This is a genomic window from Asticcacaulis sp. (assembly GCF_047605585.1).
In the GTDB taxonomy this organism is placed as follows: domain Bacteria; phylum Pseudomonadota; class Alphaproteobacteria; order Caulobacterales; family Caulobacteraceae; genus Asticcacaulis.
Window position 1 is genome coordinate 176509 of sequence record NZ_JASGFK010000004.1, and the last position, 16435, is coordinate 192943.

A 16435-nucleotide genomic window follows, 5' to 3' on the forward strand; every position below is an offset into this window, starting at 1 on the left:
ATTTCGGCATTACATCATTCTAATTTGGAATGACATGAGCCTATGTTAGCCCCGCGCCGCTTTCTGCCGCCTACCGCCCACCTGCAGGCCTTCGAGGCCGCGGCGCGCACCGGGAGCATTACGGCGGCGGCGCGCGAGCTGGCCCTGACTCAAAGCGCCGTCAGCCGCCAGATCAAGGCCCTGGAGGACCAGTTAGAGGTCGAGCTGTTCCACCGCGAACGCCAGACCATCCGCCTGACCCCCGGCGGCGAAGCCTATGCCCGCGAAATCCGCGATGCGCTGAAAAAGATCAGCACCGCCTCGCTCAATCTGCGCGCCAATCCCTTTGGCGGGACGCTCAATCTCGCCGTCCTGCCGACCTTTGGCGCGCGCTGGTTGGCGCCGCGCCTGCCGGGCTTTCTCAGTCAAAATCCGGGCACCACGCTCAACCTGACGACCCGCCTGACCGCCTTCGATTTCCGTCAGGAAGCCATGGACGCCGCCATCCACCACGGCACGGGTGACTGGCCGGGCGCCGAGACCCTGCTGTTGCGCGAAGAATATGTCGTGCCGGCATGCAGTCCGGCCCTGCTGGAACGCTACCGCTTCGAGGCGCCGGCGGACCTGCGCAAGGCGCCACTGCTGCATATCACCACCCGGCCGGACGCCTGGGAACGCTGGCTGCGCCAGAATGAGGCCCCGGCCGAGCATGTGCAGGGCATGCTGTTCGACCAGTTCGCCACCATGGCCCAGATGGCGCGCGCCGGTCTCGGCGTGGCCCTGCTGCCGGACTTTCTGATTGAGGAGGAGCTGCGCACCGGCCAGCTGGTGCGGGCGCTCGACCTCCCCATGAAGAACGCCGAAGCCTACTATCTGGCCTGGCCGGAAGACCGCGCCGACCACCCGCCGCTGGTCGCCTTCCGCGACTGGCTCGTTACCGAAACTGCCGCTGATAACGGACAATAAAAAATGCAAAACCTGACCGCGCACGACCTGATCGACCGCCTGCCCTATGCCAAACTGACGACGCAATTGCCGAAGCTGTTGCAAGGGGAGACGACCTCGCCACAGCGCCATGTCCATACGGTTAGCAATGAGGGCGAGCCAGATGCGACCCTGCTGATGATGCCGGCCTGGAGCCAGGGTATGGGCGGTGTGAAGGTCGTCAATGTCACGCCCGGCAATGCGCGACGTCACCTGCCGGCGGTGACGGCCAGCTATCTGTTATTCGATGCGGTGACCGGTGAACACATGGCCCTGCTCGATGGCGGCGAACTGACGGCGCGGCGGACGGCGGCGGTGGCGGCCATAGCGGCGGATCGCCTGGGGATTGACGGCGCGAAACACCTGCTGCTGGTCGGCTCGGGCCGGATCGCCTCGGAACTGGCCTTTGCCTATCGGGCGGTGCGCGGGATCGAAACGGTCCAGGTCTTCAGCCCCACCCTCGCCAATGCCGAAAAGCTGGTGGCGGCGCTGAAGGCAGGCGGCTTCCAGGCTGAGGTCTGCGCCGATCTGGTGGCCGGTGTGGCAAAAGCCGATATCATCGCCTGCGCCACGCTTTCGACCGAACCGCTGATCAAGGGGGAATGGTTGCGCAACGGCCAGCATGTGGCGCTGATCGGTGGCTATCTGAAGGATATGCGGGAGGCTGATGATGCCGCCATGACCCGCGCCGAGATCTGGGTCGATACCTTCGCTGCCCTGAGCGAAGCCGGCGACCTGACCCAGCCTATCGCCGGGGGGCTGCTGCATCATGAGATGATCAGGGGCACCTTGCAGACGCTTTGCGCCGGCGAGGCCGTGGCCGATCGGGAAAGCCGCATCACCCTGTTCAAGAGCGTGGGCGATGCCGCGCAGGACCTGGCGGCGGCATCGCTCGCTGTGGGCTGATTACCAGCGCGGATCGGACTCGTGTGGTGGGATCTGCATGTCGTGCAGTAGCAGGGCGACGTGCTCGCTGTCGTGTCCCTTGCGGCCGAGGATGACCGAACGATGGGCGCGTGGCGGCGTCAGGCTGGCTTCCGTGAGCACGGCGGCAATGCGCTGATCGTATTCGTCGCGCAAGGACGCCTTGCAGATCGAGATACCGTCCGCCAGCAGGGCCTCGTCGACCTCGTCCATGATGAACAGTTCGTCGACGAAATGGTTCATGAAGTCGAGACTCTTCACCAGGCGCTGATGGCTGACGCACGATGAATCGCCCAGCCGGATCATCCAGTCGCGGGCGAAATCGACGTGATAGGCCACATCGCCGACGCACTTGGCGGCGATGTCGGCCATGGCCTTGTCGGACGAACCCTTGAGCGCTTCCAGGAACAGAAGCTGGTAGTTCGAGAACAGGAACTGCCGCGCCAGGGTCTGGGCGAAATCGCCGTTCGGCTGCTCGACCAGCAGGCAGTTATGAAAATCGTGCAGGTCACGGCGGAAGGCCAGGGTATCGGCATCGCGGCCGCGTGCGTCGGTTCTGGCCGCGAGTTCGAGCCAGAAGGTGGCCTGTCCGACGAGGTCCAGCGCCAGGCTGGACAGGCCGAGATCGACCTCCAGGCTGGGGGCGTGGCCGCACCAGGCGCTCAGGCGCTGGCCGAGAATGAGGGCGTCATCGCCCAGGCGCAGCGCATATTCGAAGGCCGCATCGTCGGTTCGGAGTGTGGGCTTGATTTTCGCATTTGTTTTCATGGTGTTTGTTCCCTGTCCCTTTTCATTATCATGCCTGGATGGCTATTTTTTGACGCTTCAGACAAAAAATGCTGCATCGGGGCGTGATGCAGCATTTTTAAGAGGTCTGGCGAGGCGCGCCGCCGGGTTTACGTCTGCTGTCTGGGTGTGGCTTGGCTTCGAGGTGGTGCCCGAATCCTGGCGTGAGAGCGGAGGCGTAAACATGGTGTGGTATGTGGCGTTTTCTCTTGTTATTGAAAACACAATACAAACGTTCGGACTCACGGTCAATTTCAAAAACTGACATTAATGTCAAATTTGGAAAATTGACGACAGTTTGAGAGAATTTCTCATTGTGCGATGCGGCAATTTTCATGCTGCGCACATCATTTTCTACTCCAATTAAGCGTCTCATAGGCGGCATCAAGCAGGCTGTCCGGACCGGGCTGATCGGCGGTCAGTTCCCAGATCATCAGGCCAGCACCCAATTCCTGCGCCAGTTCAGCCTTGGCGCGGATGGTCGGGCGGCCATTATAGGTGACGTAATCGCAGCCGGCACAGGCCTTGCCGAGGATATCGTTTTCAGCGACCGCCTCGCCATATTGCGCCAGCAGACTCTTATAGTCATGAAAACCGGCCTGATAGCTGCCGAAGGCGTGGCCGTAGAAGGGAATGCCGAGCACGATCTGGCTCTTTTTCGTGCCGCGCGCCTGCCAGACAGCGATATCGTGCCGGGCCATTTCGAGCGTGGCGTGTTCGTCGCCCGGCGTGCCCCAGTCCGGGCCTATGGCATCGTAGGACATGATGTTCACATAGTCGAAATAGGGCACGGAGGAGACCGGCACCATGCCGCCTTCATTGGCCGCTGTGGCGCAGGTGAGCAGCTTGCCGCGCTTTTTCAGGGCCGCGCTCAGTGCCTGGATAAAAGGGGTATATTCACCGCTGCGGTCAATCTCGGTCAGGACTGCCCATTCGAGATCGACATCGAGGCCATCGAGGCCGGTATCGTCAAGGAACCGGATCAGGGTATTCACGGTATGGGCGCGATTGTCGGCACTGAGCAGGGCCGGCCAGTCGCCGGAACATTTGGGCAGGGTGCCGCCGCCCAGCGAGGCCAGCACTTTGACGCCCGCTTTGTGGGCGCGATCGATCACCGCCTGGACATCGGCCACGGGCAGGGGGCTATGGTCGTGCGTATCCATGCAGGCCATCAGGTCGCCATTGACGATCTGGCCTTGCGGATCGGGATTGACGAAGGACAGGTTGATATGGGTGACCTTGCTGAGGTCGATCGTATCCAGATAAGGCAGCATGGGCCCCTTGAAGGCCGGCAGGTAACCGATCATGACCGGCTTTGGCGCTGGCCTGGCCGTGGCCGGCATGGCAATCAAGGTAGCAGATACAGCCAGAAGGATTGGCGCAATCAGGTCGACAAGCGCTTTCATTATTGTTTCCTCCATTTTTCTGGAATGGTGACCTACCTATTGGTCATAAGCAACCAGACCAATTTTATTTTCTCCCTGAGTTGAGATTGTCACCTGCCGTGGCTATGGTTGCCGCAGATATTCTCCGGACGAGGTGCGCCGTACCCGGTTACGAAAAGACGACGCCAAACCGGAGTCGAGCCATGTCCAAAAATCCAAAATTATGGGCGATCATCGCCATACTGATTGCCATCATCTCGGTGCAACTGGGCGCGACGCTGAGTAAGCACGTCTTCCCGCTGGTCGGTTCCGAAGGCACCACGGCGCTGCGCCAGTTCTTCGCTACCGTTTCGCTGCTGATCGTCTTCCAACCGTGGCGCAACGGGCCGGAGCGCAAGCACTGGCCGGTGCTGGCGCTATATGGCGCGATCCTGGGCGTGATGAACCTGGTCTTCTATGCCTCGATCGCCCGCATCCCGCTGGGGATCGCCGTGGCGCTGGAATTTTCCGGACCGCTGGCCGTAGCCATCTTCGGTTCACGCAGGTGGAGCGATTTCATCTGGGTGGCCTGCGCTGTCGGCGGGCTTTTGATCCTTATCCCTTGGCAGGGTTTGGGGGGCGATGGCGCCGGCGCGCTCGATCCGCTGGGCGTGATCTATGCCCTGATCGCTGGTGTGCTGTGGGGGCTCTACATTATCGTTGGCCAGAAGGTCGGCGATCGCGTTCATGGCGGCAAGGCCGTGGCGCTCGGCATGGCGTTTTCGACGCTCTTCACCGTGCCGATCGGGGTTGCCTTTGCCGGCGCCTCGCTTTTGTCGCCAGTCATCCTGCTCTACGGTGTGGGCATCGGCATCCTGGCCAGCGCCATTCCCTATGCGCTGGAAATGGTCGCCCTGAAGGCTATGCCGGCCAAGACCTTTGGCCTGATGATGAGCCTCGAACCGGCCGCCGCGGCGCTGTTCGGTCTCGTGCTGCTGCACGAGCTTCTGACGCCGCTGCAATGGCTGGCGGTGGCACTGGTCATCATCGCCTCGGCCGGCTCCAGCCTGACGGCGAAACGCGGATCGAACGACGCGACGGCTTAGCGCATCCCGATAAAGTGTAACGCACTTTTCGGATTAAGATGCGCGTCAAACTAGGCTGTGACGATAAAACCATTTTCGATTCGTACCGGCCATGGCGTCAGCGCTTGCCCGGCGCAGGGACCGCCGACGCATTGACCGGAAGCGATGCGAAACAGAGCGCCATGCCAGCTGCACGAGATCAGGTCGGCCTGTGGCGTCAGGTAATCATCCAGTTCCTGCGCCAGCGGCAGGCCAGCGTGTGGGCAGTGATCGACATAGCCGTAATAGTCATCTGCCTTGCGCACCACGAAGCCATGAAAATGCGCTTCGCCGATTTCGAGAACGAAATTCCGCGCGCTATCGGGCGCGATCAGATCCTTCAGCCCCAGTTTAACGCCGGCGGGGGTGGCGTAAACGCGTAAATTCATCTGGTATTGAAATCGACCGTATCGGCATCGGGCTGGTGCGCCGGATGGGCGCGGGCGAAGGCGGGATGCTCATCGCAGCGCTCATTGACCGCCCGGATATTCGGGTAGGGATCGAGGCTGACGCCGAAGCGTTGAGCGGAAAAAACCTGCGGCACCAGGAAGCAGTCGGCCAGGGTGGGGCGCTCGCCGAAGCAATAGCCGCCGCCATGCCGGGCGATCAAACTTTCCAGGGCGGTGAAGCCCTCGGCGATCCAGCCCCTGGCCCACATCTTCGTCTGGGCGTCGTCGGCGCCCCAGTCATTTTTCAGTTCGCGTAGCACCCGCAGATTGTTGAGCGGGTGGATATCGCAGGCGACCAGCGCCGCCATCGCCCGGACGACGGCCCGGTCGGCGGCGGCACGCGGCAAAATCGGCGGTTCGGGGCAGGTTTCCTCCAGCCATTCAATGATCGCCGAACTCTGCGTCAGGATGTGGCCGCCGATATCGAGCGCCGGGACAAGGCCTTGCGGATTGAGCGCCTTGTAGCTATCGAGATGCTGGGCATTGGTGCGCAGGTCGTGACTGTCCTGCTTGTAGTCAAGCCCCTTGAGATTAAGCGCGATCCGAACCCGGTAGGCGGCGCTGGAGCGCCAGTAATCATGCAGCTTGAGCATCCTCGCCTGCTTTCTGGTTATGCGGCGGGTAAAATGCGCCCGCGGCACTCGCCGAAGCCTATGCTGACATAGCCGTCTGCTTCGGCGCGCGCGCTTAAGATAAGCGCATCGCCGTCTTCAAGAAAGCTGCGTGTTTCATTTGACGGTAAACTCACGGGCTTTTTACCGCCTTCGGACAGTTCCAGCAGGCTGCCGGCGCTATCCGAAGTTGGGCCCGAAATAGTGCCGGTGCCGAGCAGATCGCCGGTTTGCAGGTTGCAGCCATTGCTGGCGTGATGGGTGACGAGCTGTGCCGGCGTCCAGTACATATGCCGCGCCTCGCTGTGGCTAAGGGTAAAGGGTGGCAGGTTTTGCGCGCGCATGTCGGCGGTTTCGATCCACACCTCAAGCGACAGTTTCAGCGCGCCGCCGGCCTGAGCGGTCTCGTCCCACAGATAGGGCAGGGGGCTGGGATCGCCTTCCGGACGCGGCGCCTGCGCCAGCCGGAACGGTGCCAGGGCTTCCGGCGTGACGATCCACGGCGAGATCGTCGTCATGAAGTTCTTGGCCAGGAAGGGACCGAGCGGCTGGTATTCCCAGGCCTGAAAATCGCGCGCCGACCAGTCATTGAGCAGGCAGTAGCCGGCGATATGGTCGGCGGCAGTGGCGATATCGATGGGGTGTCCGAGGTCATTGCCGGGGCCGACCCAGATGCCCAGTTCCAGCTCGAAATCGAGACGCTTGCTGGGGCCGAAAGACGGTGTCTCGGCTTCCGGCGCCTTGGTCTGGCCTTTGGGGCGGATGACCGGCTCACCGCTGGGGCGGATGGAGGAGGCGCGGCCATGATAGCCGATCGGCACATGCTTGTAGTTGGGCAGCAGGGGGTTGTCCGGCCGGAACAGCTTGCCGACAGTGACCGCATGATGGATGCCGGCATAGAAATCGGTGTAGTCGCCGATGCGCGTCGGCAGATGCAGGGTGCAATCGGCGGCGGCGTGGAGGTAGGGTTCGGCGGCTTCACGGTATTGCGGATCGCTGAGCAGTTTCGACAGTTGCCGGCGCAGGGATTTGCGCAGGGCGGGCGTAGCCAGCACAGCTTCTATCGTCAGGCTGTCCTGCATCAGACCGGCGGCCACCAGCGCTTGCCATTCGACGATCTGGCCGCCGATGGCCGTACCCGGACGCGGGGCTTCATCGGTCGGCGAGAATAGGCCGAGCGGCAGGTTCTGGATTGGGAAATCCGTATGGCCATTGGCGCTTAAGACCCATGAGGTCAGTTTCGGATCGTGAGTTGAGTCAATCATTTAGGCAGTTCGGCTTTTTTGAAGTTGTCCCAGCAGTGATCGTAATCGCGCTGGAGCAGGGGCGTTTCCATGGCGAAGGTCGAGGGAATGAAGGGCAGGCGACTTTCGAACATAAAGGCCATCGTCCCCTCAATCCTGTGCGGTTTGAGGTCGGCCGAGATGGCGGCCTCGTAGCTGGCCTTGTCCGGGCCGTGGCCGTTCATGCAGTTGTGCAGGCTTGCCCCACCCGGCGCAAAGCCGTCTGCCTTGGCGTCATAGGCGCCGGTGATCAGGCCCATGAATTCGCTCATGATGTTGCGGTGGAACCATGGTGGGCGGAAGGTGTGTTCGGCCACCATCCAGCGCGGCGGGAAGATGACGAAATCGGCATTGGCCGTGCCAGGCGTTTCCGATGGCGAGGTCAGGACGGTGAAGATCGACGGATCGGGATGATCGAAACTGACCGTATTGATGACGTTGAAGCGTCGCAGGTCGTAGCGATAGGGCGCCAGATTGCCGTGCCAGGCCACGACATCGAGCGGAGAGTGGTCGATGCGCGTGGTCCACAGACGGCCGCAGAATTTCTGCACCAGTTCGACATCGCCATCGATGTCCTCGAAGGCGGCGACGGGTGTTTCGAAATCGCGGGCATTGGCCAGGCCATTGGCGCCGATCGGGCCGAGGTCGGGCAGGCGGAACGGATGGCCATGGTTTTCCAGCACATAGCCCGTCGCCTGATCGTCCGGCAGGGCGACGCGGAACTTCACGCCGCGCGGAATGATGGCGATCTGGAGCGGTTCGATTTCCAGCTTGCCCATTTCAGTAAAGATCACCAGCCGGCCGGATTGCGGCACGATCAGCAGTTCGCCGTCGGCATCGAAGAAGACGCGGTCCATGGAACGGTTGGCGGCATAGAGCCAGACGGTCACCCCGGTCTGTGCCGCCGGATCACCATTGGCGGCATAGGCGGTCAGCCCGTCGATAAAATCGGTCGGGGCATCGGGCGCGATGAGTGGCGACCAGCGCAGGCGATTGGGCGTCGGTTGTGCGAAGGTGGCGGGTTCGCGCAGCGGCGTAAAGGGCGCATGGCTGGCCGACGGACGCAGACGATAGAGCCAGGACCGGCGGTTTTCGTTACGCGGCGCGGTAAAGGCCGAGCCGGAAAGCTGTTCGGCATAGAGACCGAACGGCACCTGTTGCGGCGAGTTCTGCCCCACCGGCAGGGCACCCGGCACGGCCTCGGTCGAGAAATGGTTGCCGAAGCCGGTCATGTAATCTGACATCTGCGCCTCCCGTTTTCTTATACCTCCCCATCTTTGATGGGGAGGGGGACCGCGCCCGAAGGGCGGGGTGGTGGGGTATCTGACTTAAGCGACTTTAATAACCCCGCGCCGGATCTGGTCCAGCTCGATCGACTCGAACAGCGCCTGGAAATTGCCATTGCCGAAGCCCTCATTGCCCTTGCGCTGGATGATCTCGAAGAAGATCGGCCCGAAGGTATTCTCGGTGAAGATTTGCAGCAAGATGCCTTCTTCGCCGACATTGCCGTCGATCAGGATGCGGTTGGCTTTCAGGCGTTCGAGATCCTCGCCATGGCCGGGGACGCGCTTGTCGACGAGATCATAATAGGTCTCGATCGTGTCCTGCAATTTCACTCCACGGGCGCGCAGCTTCTCGACTGTTTCGTAGATATTGTCGGTGGTAAGCGCGAGATGCTGGATACCCTCGCCATTATACTGGCGCAGGAATTCTTCGATCTGGCTGGTATCGTCCTGGCTCTCATTGAGCGGAATACGTATGGCGCCGTCCGGGGCTATCATCGCCTGCGAGAACAGACCGGTCGCCTGTCCCTTGATGTCGAAATACTTCTGCTCCTCGAAACCGAAGATCTGCGCGTAGAAGCTCGACCAGGTGCGCATCTGACCGCGCGCCACATTGTGCGTCAGGTGATCGAGCACCTGGAAACCGACGCTGTTCAGGGCTTCATCGTCGATGGCACCGGGGATGGCGTCCCAATCTGCGTAAATGTCATGATCGACCAGATAGAGCAGCGAGCCGCCGATGCCCTTCAGTGCGAAACTGCCTTCGCCGAGGGCGCCCTGCGATGCATCGGCCGCCTGCGCGCCATTCTGCAAGGCCAGGTCATAGGCGGCTTTCGCATCGGCAACGCGGAAGGCCATACCATTAGCCGAAGGACCATGGTGCGCCGCGAAATCCTCCGCCTGCGGGCTGCCGGCGGTGCTCAGCAGGAAGTTAATATGGCCCTGTTTGTAGCGCACGATATCGCGTGTCCTGTGGCGTGCGGCGGCGACAAAGCCCAGCATTTCCAGCTGACCGGCCATGGCTTCGGTATCCGGGCCGGTAAATTCGACAAACTCAAAACCGTTGAGACCTAAAGGATTGGCATTCATTTTAATTCTCCTTGTTCTCAGAGGTAGGGTTTCAGGCAGGCCGCGAAGCGCGGCAGGTTTTCCGGTCGCAGGCCGGCAATGTTCATGCGGCCGTTCTCGACCATGTAGATGCCGTCGCGGACACGCAGCTCGGTCACGGCCTCGCGGCTCAAGGGGAGCAGGACGAACATGCCGGTCTGCTGCGCCACCGAGGCCAGTTGCGGCACGGCGTGAGCCAGCTCGGCGCGCATGGAGTTCAGGCGGGTGCGCATGGTGGCCAGTTCGGCCTGCCAGCTGGCGGTCAGCTCGGTCGACTCCAGAATGGTGCGGACCACAGAGGCGCCATGGTCGGGCGGCATGGACCACATCGAGCGGCCGGCCTTGACGCAGGTGGCGCGGGCGCGCTGGGCGGCCTGGGCGTTGCTGCCCTTGATCCACAGGGCGCCGAGGCGTTCGCGGTAGAGGCCGAAATTCTTCGAACAGGAGGCGGTCACGATGGCTTCCGGCACGAGGTCGAGCAGGGCACGCAGATCGGCGGCGTCTTCTTCGAGACCGTGGCCCAAGCCCTGGTAGGCGATATCGACCAGAGGCAACAGGCCATTGTCGGCGCAGAAGGTGGCGATGGTCCGCCATTGCTCTGGGCTGAAGCCGGCGCCCGTCGGGTTATGACAGCAGGCGTGGAGCAGCAGGGCGTCACCCGGGCGGGCGGCCTTGAGCGCGCTCATCATTTCGTCGAACAGGACAGTTTGAGTCGCCTGATCGAAGAAAGGATGTTCCAGCACCTGCAGGCCGGTGGAGCGCATTAGGGCATAGTGATTGACCCAGGTCGGGGCGCCCAGCCAGATGCGCGCCTGCGGGTTGGCGCGGGCGATCAGTTCGGCCGCCAGACGCAGGGCGCCGGTGCCGCCCGGCGTCTGCATGCCGCAGTAGCGGTCATCGGCGGCGCGCTCAGCCCCCAGCACCAGCGGAGTCAGCAGATTGACAAAGCGGATATCGCCTTCCGCCGCCACATAGGCCTTGGTGGTCTGCGCATCGGCCACGATGTGTTCAGCCTGGCGGACGGCCTGCATGACCGGCGTGCGGCCCAGTTCATCGCCATAGACGCCGATGCCGAGATCGATCTTGCCGTCGCGCGGATCGTCGCGCAGCAGCTTGAGCAGGGTCAGCATGGCGTCAAGCGCCTGGTTGTCCAGGGCGTCGAAGAGCGGCGGGTGAGAAAGGGTGGCGCGGGTATCGGCGGTCATGGTGGCTCACAAAGATGGTATCTATTGAAACTATCCCTGTTGTTACCATCTGGCAATACCCGCATGCGGTCTTTTTTGCGCCTTATGACGCTCTGGACGTCACGACAGCGTGAGCGAGGCCTTTTTGCCCGTGCCGCGGAAGACCATGACCGCGAAGAAGACGATCTGCGCCGTGGTCAGCAGGCTGCCTATGCCGATCACGGGGATGAACCAGGGGGTACGGATCTGGGCGCCCCAAATGCCGGGGATGAAGAAAACCAGACCCGCCACGGTCAGCCAGTAGTGGATGGCAATCGCCTTGCGCGAGGTATGCGGATGCGCATTGTAATAAAGCCCTGCCAGGAACATCCACACGCCTGCCACCAGATTGATATGGGCGTGGGTCGGCGCCTGGGTGAAGTCCTCGGTGGCGCCCATGAAAAGACCGAGCACAATTCCGATGCACAGGAACACGACACTGGTACGCAGGAACAGATTGCCATTCATGATAGTCCCCCTTTATGAGCCTGTTCTGGCTTGCTGAAACGGCTTATGGTTAACGTAACCGCGATATTTCTGCAAATTACGCTTTGGTGTCGATTGTCAGCCGGGGCATTCCGGCGCAAAGTCAGGATACCGCCCTGAAACGCCCACCGGGAAAACAAGAGAGGCGGGTTGAGGAGAGATTGCCTATGAAGACTGCCGCCGCCCTGATTTCCGCTGCCCTGTGTCTGGGCGTCGTCGCTGCCCTGCCTTCGCATAGCCTGGCCCAGCCGGGTTTCGATGTCGCCATCACGGTTGATGACCTGCCGGCGCATGGCAGCGTGCCGCCGGGCATCAGTCGCACCGATGTGGCGCGCGACTATCTGGCGGCGCTGAAAGCGCATAATGTCCCGGCCGTCTATGGCTTCGTAAATGCCGTGGCCCTGGAGCGCGAGCCGGGCAGTGGGGCGGCGCTCGATATGTGGCGGGCGGCCGGCTATCCGCTCGGCAATCACACTTACACCCATATGAACATCAATTCAGGGACGCTGGAAGCCTTCGAGGCCGATCTGGAAAAGGGGGAGCCGGCGATCCGCGACCGCATGCAGGGTGAGAACTGGCGCTATCTGCGCTTTCCCTATCTCAGCGCCGGCGACGACGCGCATCATGCCGGGATCATTGCCTACCTGAAGGCGCACGATTACAAAATCGCCGACGTTTCCATGAGCTTTAACGACTGGGCCTATACCGAGCCCTATACGCGCTGCGTGACCAAGGGCGATACGGCGGCGATCGAGGCCATGAAGATCCAGTACATGCAGGGGGTGAAGGCCTCCATCGCGCGGGGCCTGATCGCCTCGCAGAAGGTCTATGGGCGGCAGATTTCGCACGTCCTGCTAATCCACGAAGGCGCCTTTACCGCCATGATGCTGCCGGAGGTGTTGACCGCGTTCGAGGAAGAGGGGGCGCATTTCGTCACGCTCGACCAGGCGCAGAGCGATTCGGCCTACAGCGCGCCGAGCGCTCATCAGGGCGAGGGCATATTGCTCGAACGCGTGGCCAAGGAAAAGGGTATCGACCTGTGGAGCGACGCCCCGCCCGATGTTGATATCAGCAACCTCGACGCGGTCTGCCGCTAATCAGAAAGCTTCCGAGACAATTTCGCTGTCACCGCAGAACCAGGCGCGCTTCATGCCCTGCGAACGGAAGGGCACGATCACTTCACCCTGCTGGCTGAGTGCGATCAGGCCGCCTTCGCCGCCCATGTCGACAATCTGTTGCAGCACTGTGTCGGCGGCTTCCGGCAGGGCCTGTCCGCCGGCGTGGCGAAAGGCCAGTTGCGCCGAGGCGTTGACGCGGATGAAGTATTCGCCCTGGCCGGTACAGGAAACGGCGGTCTGGCCATCGGCCCAGGTGCCGGCGCCGATCACCGGCGTGTCGCCAACGCGCCCGGCCATCTTGCCGAAAACCCCGGCGGTCGAGGTGGCGGCGGCGAGATTGCCGTGGCTGTCGAGACAGACGCAGCCCACCGTGCCGTGCGCCAGGGTGCCGGGCGGATGGTTGGATTCGAAGCGGCCGGCGCGGGTGAAATATTCGGCCTCATCGGCGATAGGGGCAAAGCCCTGCTCATGGGCGAAAAGCGCTGCCCCCTCGCCGGCCAGCATGACGTGCGGCGTCTTTTCCATGACCGCGCGCGCAACGAGGACCGGATTGGCGAAGCCCTGCAGGGCCGTGACCGAACCGCAGGTCTGGTCGGCGCCGTTCATCAGGCTGGCATCGAGTTCATAATTGCCGGCCTGGTTGGGCGAGGCGCCCCGGCCGGCGACATAGAGGCCGGAATCTTCCAGCTGACGCACCACCTCGGTGACGACATCCAGCGCTGTGGCTCCGGCCTTCAGGCGGTCGCGGGCGGCTTCGGCGATATCGCGCATATTGGCGATTTCGACGGAGTAGTCGCGGCCCTTTTTGGCACCGGCACCACCGTGTAAGGCGAGAGCGATCATTGGAATCTCCGGATAGTTTCGGACGTTCCTATGATCGCTCTCCCTTAAGGTTTCAAGTTTAATCCGCGGCGTGGGTAACCGGCCCCTGGACCAGGGTCTTGCGGCATAGCCAGACGGCCGGCACCAGCAGAAGGATAATGATCGATGAAATGCGGAACAGATCTACAGTTGCCAGCAGGAAGGCCTGGTTGGTGACCTGCCGTACAATCGAGCCGACGCTCTGTGCCGCCGACAGGCCATAGTCCTGAGCCTGACGCAAGGCCTCCAGGAAGGTCGGATCGTTCATGCCCATCACCTCGGCCAGACGTGTCTGGTGCTGGGTCTCGCTGCGTTCCCACAGGGTGGTGACGAGCGAGGCGGCGAAGGAACCGGCGATGATCCGGGCGAAATTGCTCAGGCCCGAAGCTGCCGGTACACGCTGATGCGGAATACCGTTCAGACCGATGCTGATAAAGGCGATAAAGAAGAAACTCATCGCCGCGCCCATGACCAGCATTGGCATGGCCAGCACCAGGAAACTGGCATCGGTGGTGAAAAGCGAGCGCATATAGAAGGACAGGGCGAACAGCAGCAGTGACGCCGTGCCGAGGATACGCGCGTCATACCTGTTGAGCAGGCGTGCGGCGAATGGCGTCATAATGACCGCCACGGCGCCGGACGGGGCGGCCGCCAGGCCGGCCCAGGTGGCGATGTAGCCCATGTTCGTTTGCAGCCACAAAGGCATCAGCAGGTTGGCCCCGAAGAAGATGGCGTAGGCGATACACAGGACCGTGGTGCCGAAAGCGAAGTTGCGCGTCTTGAAGAAGCTCAGGTCGACCATCGGATTCTTGTCGTTCAGTTCCCAGATTACCCAGGCGATAAAGCCGATGATGGCGATGATGGTTTCGACGACGATGGCGGGCGAATTGAACCAGTCGGCTTCCTTGCCGGTATCGAGCATGACCTGCAGGGCGCCGACCCAGACAACCAGCAGGGCGAAACCGGTGCGGTCGATAGGCCGCTGAAAGGTCGGGGTTTCGCGGTCGGACATGCCGCGCCAGCAGAAGAAGGCGCAGAAGATGCCGACCGGCACATTGATGAAGAAGATCCACGGCCAGGTCATGTTGTCCGATATCCAGCCGCCGAAGATCGGGCCGCAGATCGGCGCCACCAGGGTGGTCATCGACCAGATGGCCAGGGCCGTGCCGCGCTTGTTGGGCGGGAAGATCATCATCAGCAGGGCCTGCGAACCGGGGATCATCGGCCCGGAGACCGCGCCCTGCAGGATGCGGAAGAAGATCAGGGAGTTGATGTCCCAGGCCACGCCGCACAGGAAGGAGGCGATGGTGAACAGGATAACCGAGGCGGTGAAGGTCTTCACCACGCCATAGCGGCCCATCAGCCAGCCGGTCAGGGGGACGGAAATGCCGTTGGCCACGGCAAACGAGGTGATGACCCAGGTGCCCTGCGAGGTCGAGACGCCAAGATCGCCGGCAATGGTAGGCACAGAAACGTTGGCGATAGTGCCGTCGAGCACCTGCATGAAGGTGCCGAGCGCCAGGGCCAGGGCGGTGATGGCCAGCAGGCCACCCGTCATGGGGGCGGGACCGGCGGGCGCGGCATTAGCGGGGGAGGACATGGAAAGCCTCTCAAACAGAATAGAAAAAGGACCCCGCATCCGGGGGGAAGAACAGATGCGGGGCCAGGGAAGCCTAGTTCTTGGTATCGATCTTGGCGCTCATCGACAGGCCGACGCGCAAGGGGTGCGCCTTCAGTTCCTTCGGGTCGAGATCGATGCGGACCGGCAGGCGCTGGACCACCTTGATCCAGTTGCCGGAAGCGTTCTGTGCCGGGATCAGCGAGAAGGCCGAGCCGGTGCCGCCGGAAATGCCGCGGACCGTGCCGTGGAAGGTAATGCCCTTGCCATAGAGATCGGAATGCAGTTCAACCTTTTGGCCGGCAATGACCTTGCGCAGCTGGCCTTCCTTGAAATTGGCATCGACATAGGCGCGGGCGATCGGCACGACCGTCATCAGCGGTGTGCCGACGCCAACCTGCTGACCAACCTGGACCGCCTTCTTGGAGACGATACCGTCGGTCGGGGCACGGACGATGGTACGCTCCAGCGCCAGGTTGGCGGCGTCAAGCTTCGCCTGGGCGGCCAGGATCTCCGGGTTCTGCGCGGCGTCGACGCCGGCGAACTGGGCGGCATTGGTGGCGCGCTGGCCACCGGCGGCCTGAACCCCGGCTACGGCCTGTGCGTGCGCGGCCTGAGCGGCGTTCAGCGCGGCCTGAGCCTGGGTGAAGGCGTTCTGGGCCGTGGTCAGTTCTTCCTGCGAGACGGCGCCCGATTGCGCCAGATTCTGGCGGCGGGTCAGTTCGGTCTTGGCATTGCTCAGATTGGCCTGGGCGGCAGCGATCTGCGCATCGGCGCTGGCGATATCGGCCTGACGGGCCCCCACCTGACCGGCCAGGGCCTCATCGCTGGCATAGAAGCCCTGCACGCGGCGCTGGGCCAGGGCCAGGGCGGCCTGGGCCTGTGCAACGGCGATCTTGGCGTCGGCATCGTCGATGGTCAGCAGCACGTCGCCGGCCTTCACGGCCTGGGTCTCGGAAACGGCGATGCTGGCGACAGGACCGGCGACCAGGGCGTTGACCTGGGCCGTATCGGTGCCGACATAGGCGTTGTCCGTCGAGACATAGTGGGCGGCGACGAGGCCGTAGTAAGCGCCGTAAGCGACGGCGCCGACAATCACGGCGGCGCCGAGATAGGTCAGCAGGCGCTTGCGCTTGGCATTGCCGGCGGCCTGGGTGGAAGCCTGTGAAGGGGCAGCGGGGGCGGCCGAAATCTTGTCGGCAGTTTGAGCGGTATCGGGCATGTGCGGATCTCTG

Annotated in this window: 17 protein-coding genes and 1 riboswitch; of the genes, 5 read left to right on the forward strand and 12 right to left on the reverse strand. The window is 62.6% G+C overall.

The window, feature by feature from the left end; translation table 11 throughout:
- Window positions 1–42: 42 nt before the first annotated feature.
- Both QM647_RS12755 and QM647_RS12760 read left to right on the forward strand, forming a co-directional pair.
- Window positions 43–945 (forward strand): LysR family transcriptional regulator, encoded by a 903-nt coding sequence (locus QM647_RS12755; protein WP_414995904.1) that lies wholly within the window; start codon window positions 43–45, stop codon window positions 943–945.
- A 3-nt stretch (window positions 946–948) separates the two neighbouring features.
- Window positions 949–1869 carry an ornithine cyclodeaminase family protein gene (locus QM647_RS12760; RefSeq protein ID WP_414995905.1) on the forward strand — a complete coding sequence of 307 codons (921 nt, stop codon included), beginning with the start codon at window positions 949–951 and terminating at the stop codon, window positions 1867–1869.
- On the opposite strand, the gene paaC is transcribed toward QM647_RS12760, so the two are convergent.
- Window positions 1870–2655: a 1,2-phenylacetyl-CoA epoxidase subunit PaaC gene (paaC, locus tag QM647_RS12765; RefSeq protein WP_414995906.1), complete on the reverse strand. Its 786-nt coding sequence runs from the start codon at window positions 2653–2655 to the stop codon at window positions 1870–1872.
- Here paaC and QM647_RS12770 point away from each other — a divergent pair.
- Entirely contained in the window at window positions 2633–2938 is a 306-nt protein-coding gene (locus tag QM647_RS12770) for a hypothetical protein (protein WP_414995907.1), read from the forward strand. The two genes, paaC and QM647_RS12770, sit on opposite strands and share 23 nt — an antisense overlap.
- An 82-nt stretch (window positions 2939–3020) precedes the next feature.
- Here the strand turns inward: QM647_RS12770 and QM647_RS12775 are convergent, their stop codons facing one another.
- Entirely contained in the window at window positions 3021–4079 is a 1059-nt protein-coding gene (locus QM647_RS12775; protein WP_414995908.1) for a glycosyl hydrolase family 18 protein, read from the reverse strand.
- A 101-nt stretch (window positions 4080–4180) separates the two neighbouring features.
- Window positions 4181–4247: riboswitch (guanidine-III (ykkC-III) riboswitch) on the forward strand.
- Between the two features lie 14 nt (window positions 4248–4261).
- On the opposite strand from QM647_RS12775, the gene QM647_RS12780 reads away from it, so the two are divergent.
- Window positions 4262–5143: an EamA family transporter gene (locus QM647_RS12780; protein WP_414995909.1), complete on the forward strand. Its 882-nt coding sequence runs from the start codon at window positions 4262–4264 to the stop codon at window positions 5141–5143.
- 50 nt (window positions 5144–5193) lie between these two features.
- Here QM647_RS12780 and QM647_RS12785 read toward each other — a convergent pair whose 3' ends face one another.
- From QM647_RS12785 to QM647_RS12815, 7 genes are all read right to left on the reverse strand, one after another.
- Window positions 5194–5550, reverse strand: coding sequence for a Rieske (2Fe-2S) protein (locus QM647_RS12785; RefSeq protein WP_414995910.1), 357 nt, complete (start codon window positions 5548–5550; stop codon window positions 5194–5196).
- On the reverse strand, window positions 5547–6203 hold the full coding sequence (gene maiA, locus QM647_RS12790) for a maleylacetoacetate isomerase (protein WP_414995911.1): 657 nt from the start codon (window positions 6201–6203) through the stop codon (window positions 5547–5549). Before maiA ends, QM647_RS12785 begins: the two co-directional genes overlap by 4 nt.
- A 17-nt stretch (window positions 6204–6220) precedes the next feature.
- On the reverse strand, window positions 6221–7486 hold the full coding sequence (gene fahA / locus QM647_RS12795; RefSeq protein WP_414995912.1) for a fumarylacetoacetase: 1266 nt from the start codon (window positions 7484–7486) through the stop codon (window positions 6221–6223).
- Entirely contained in the window at window positions 7483–8748 is a 1266-nt protein-coding gene (hmgA, locus tag QM647_RS12800; RefSeq protein ID WP_414995913.1) for a homogentisate 1,2-dioxygenase, read from the reverse strand. Before hmgA ends, fahA begins: the two co-directional genes overlap by 4 nt.
- A gap of 84 nt (window positions 8749–8832) precedes the next feature.
- Window positions 8833–9876, reverse strand: a complete 1044-nt coding sequence (gene hppD / locus QM647_RS12805; RefSeq protein WP_414995914.1) for a 4-hydroxyphenylpyruvate dioxygenase — start codon at window positions 9874–9876, stop codon at window positions 8833–8835.
- Between the two features lie 17 nt (window positions 9877–9893).
- Complete coding sequence (locus QM647_RS12810) at window positions 9894–11099, reverse strand: aromatic amino acid transaminase (RefSeq protein WP_414995915.1); 1206 nt, start codon at window positions 11097–11099, stop codon at window positions 9894–9896.
- A gap of 99 nt (window positions 11100–11198) precedes the next feature.
- Window positions 11199–11585, reverse strand: coding sequence for a hypothetical protein (locus QM647_RS12815; RefSeq protein ID WP_414995916.1), 387 nt, complete (start codon window positions 11583–11585; stop codon window positions 11199–11201).
- A 185-nt stretch (window positions 11586–11770) separates the two neighbouring features.
- On the opposite strand from QM647_RS12815, the gene QM647_RS12820 reads away from it, so the two are divergent.
- On the forward strand, window positions 11771–12700 hold the full coding sequence (locus QM647_RS12820; protein ID WP_414995917.1) for a polysaccharide deacetylase family protein: 930 nt from the start codon (window positions 11771–11773) through the stop codon (window positions 12698–12700).
- Here the strand turns inward: QM647_RS12820 and QM647_RS12825 are convergent, their stop codons facing one another.
- The 3 genes from QM647_RS12825 to QM647_RS12835 all read right to left on the reverse strand — a co-directional run bounded on the left by QM647_RS12825 (window position 12701) and on the right by QM647_RS12835 (window position 16422).
- Complete coding sequence (locus tag QM647_RS12825) at window positions 12701–13564, reverse strand: isoaspartyl peptidase/L-asparaginase family protein (protein WP_414995918.1); 864 nt, start codon at window positions 13562–13564, stop codon at window positions 12701–12703.
- Window positions 13565–13622: 58 nt separating this feature from the next.
- Window positions 13623–15182, reverse strand: a complete 1560-nt coding sequence (locus QM647_RS12830) for a DHA2 family efflux MFS transporter permease subunit (protein WP_414995919.1) — start codon at window positions 15180–15182, stop codon at window positions 13623–13625.
- A 73-nt stretch (window positions 15183–15255) separates the two neighbouring features.
- Window positions 15256–16422 (reverse strand): HlyD family efflux transporter periplasmic adaptor subunit, encoded by a 1167-nt coding sequence (locus QM647_RS12835; protein ID WP_414995920.1) that lies wholly within the window; start codon window positions 16420–16422, stop codon window positions 15256–15258.
- Between the last annotated feature and the right edge of the window lie 13 nt (window positions 16423–16435).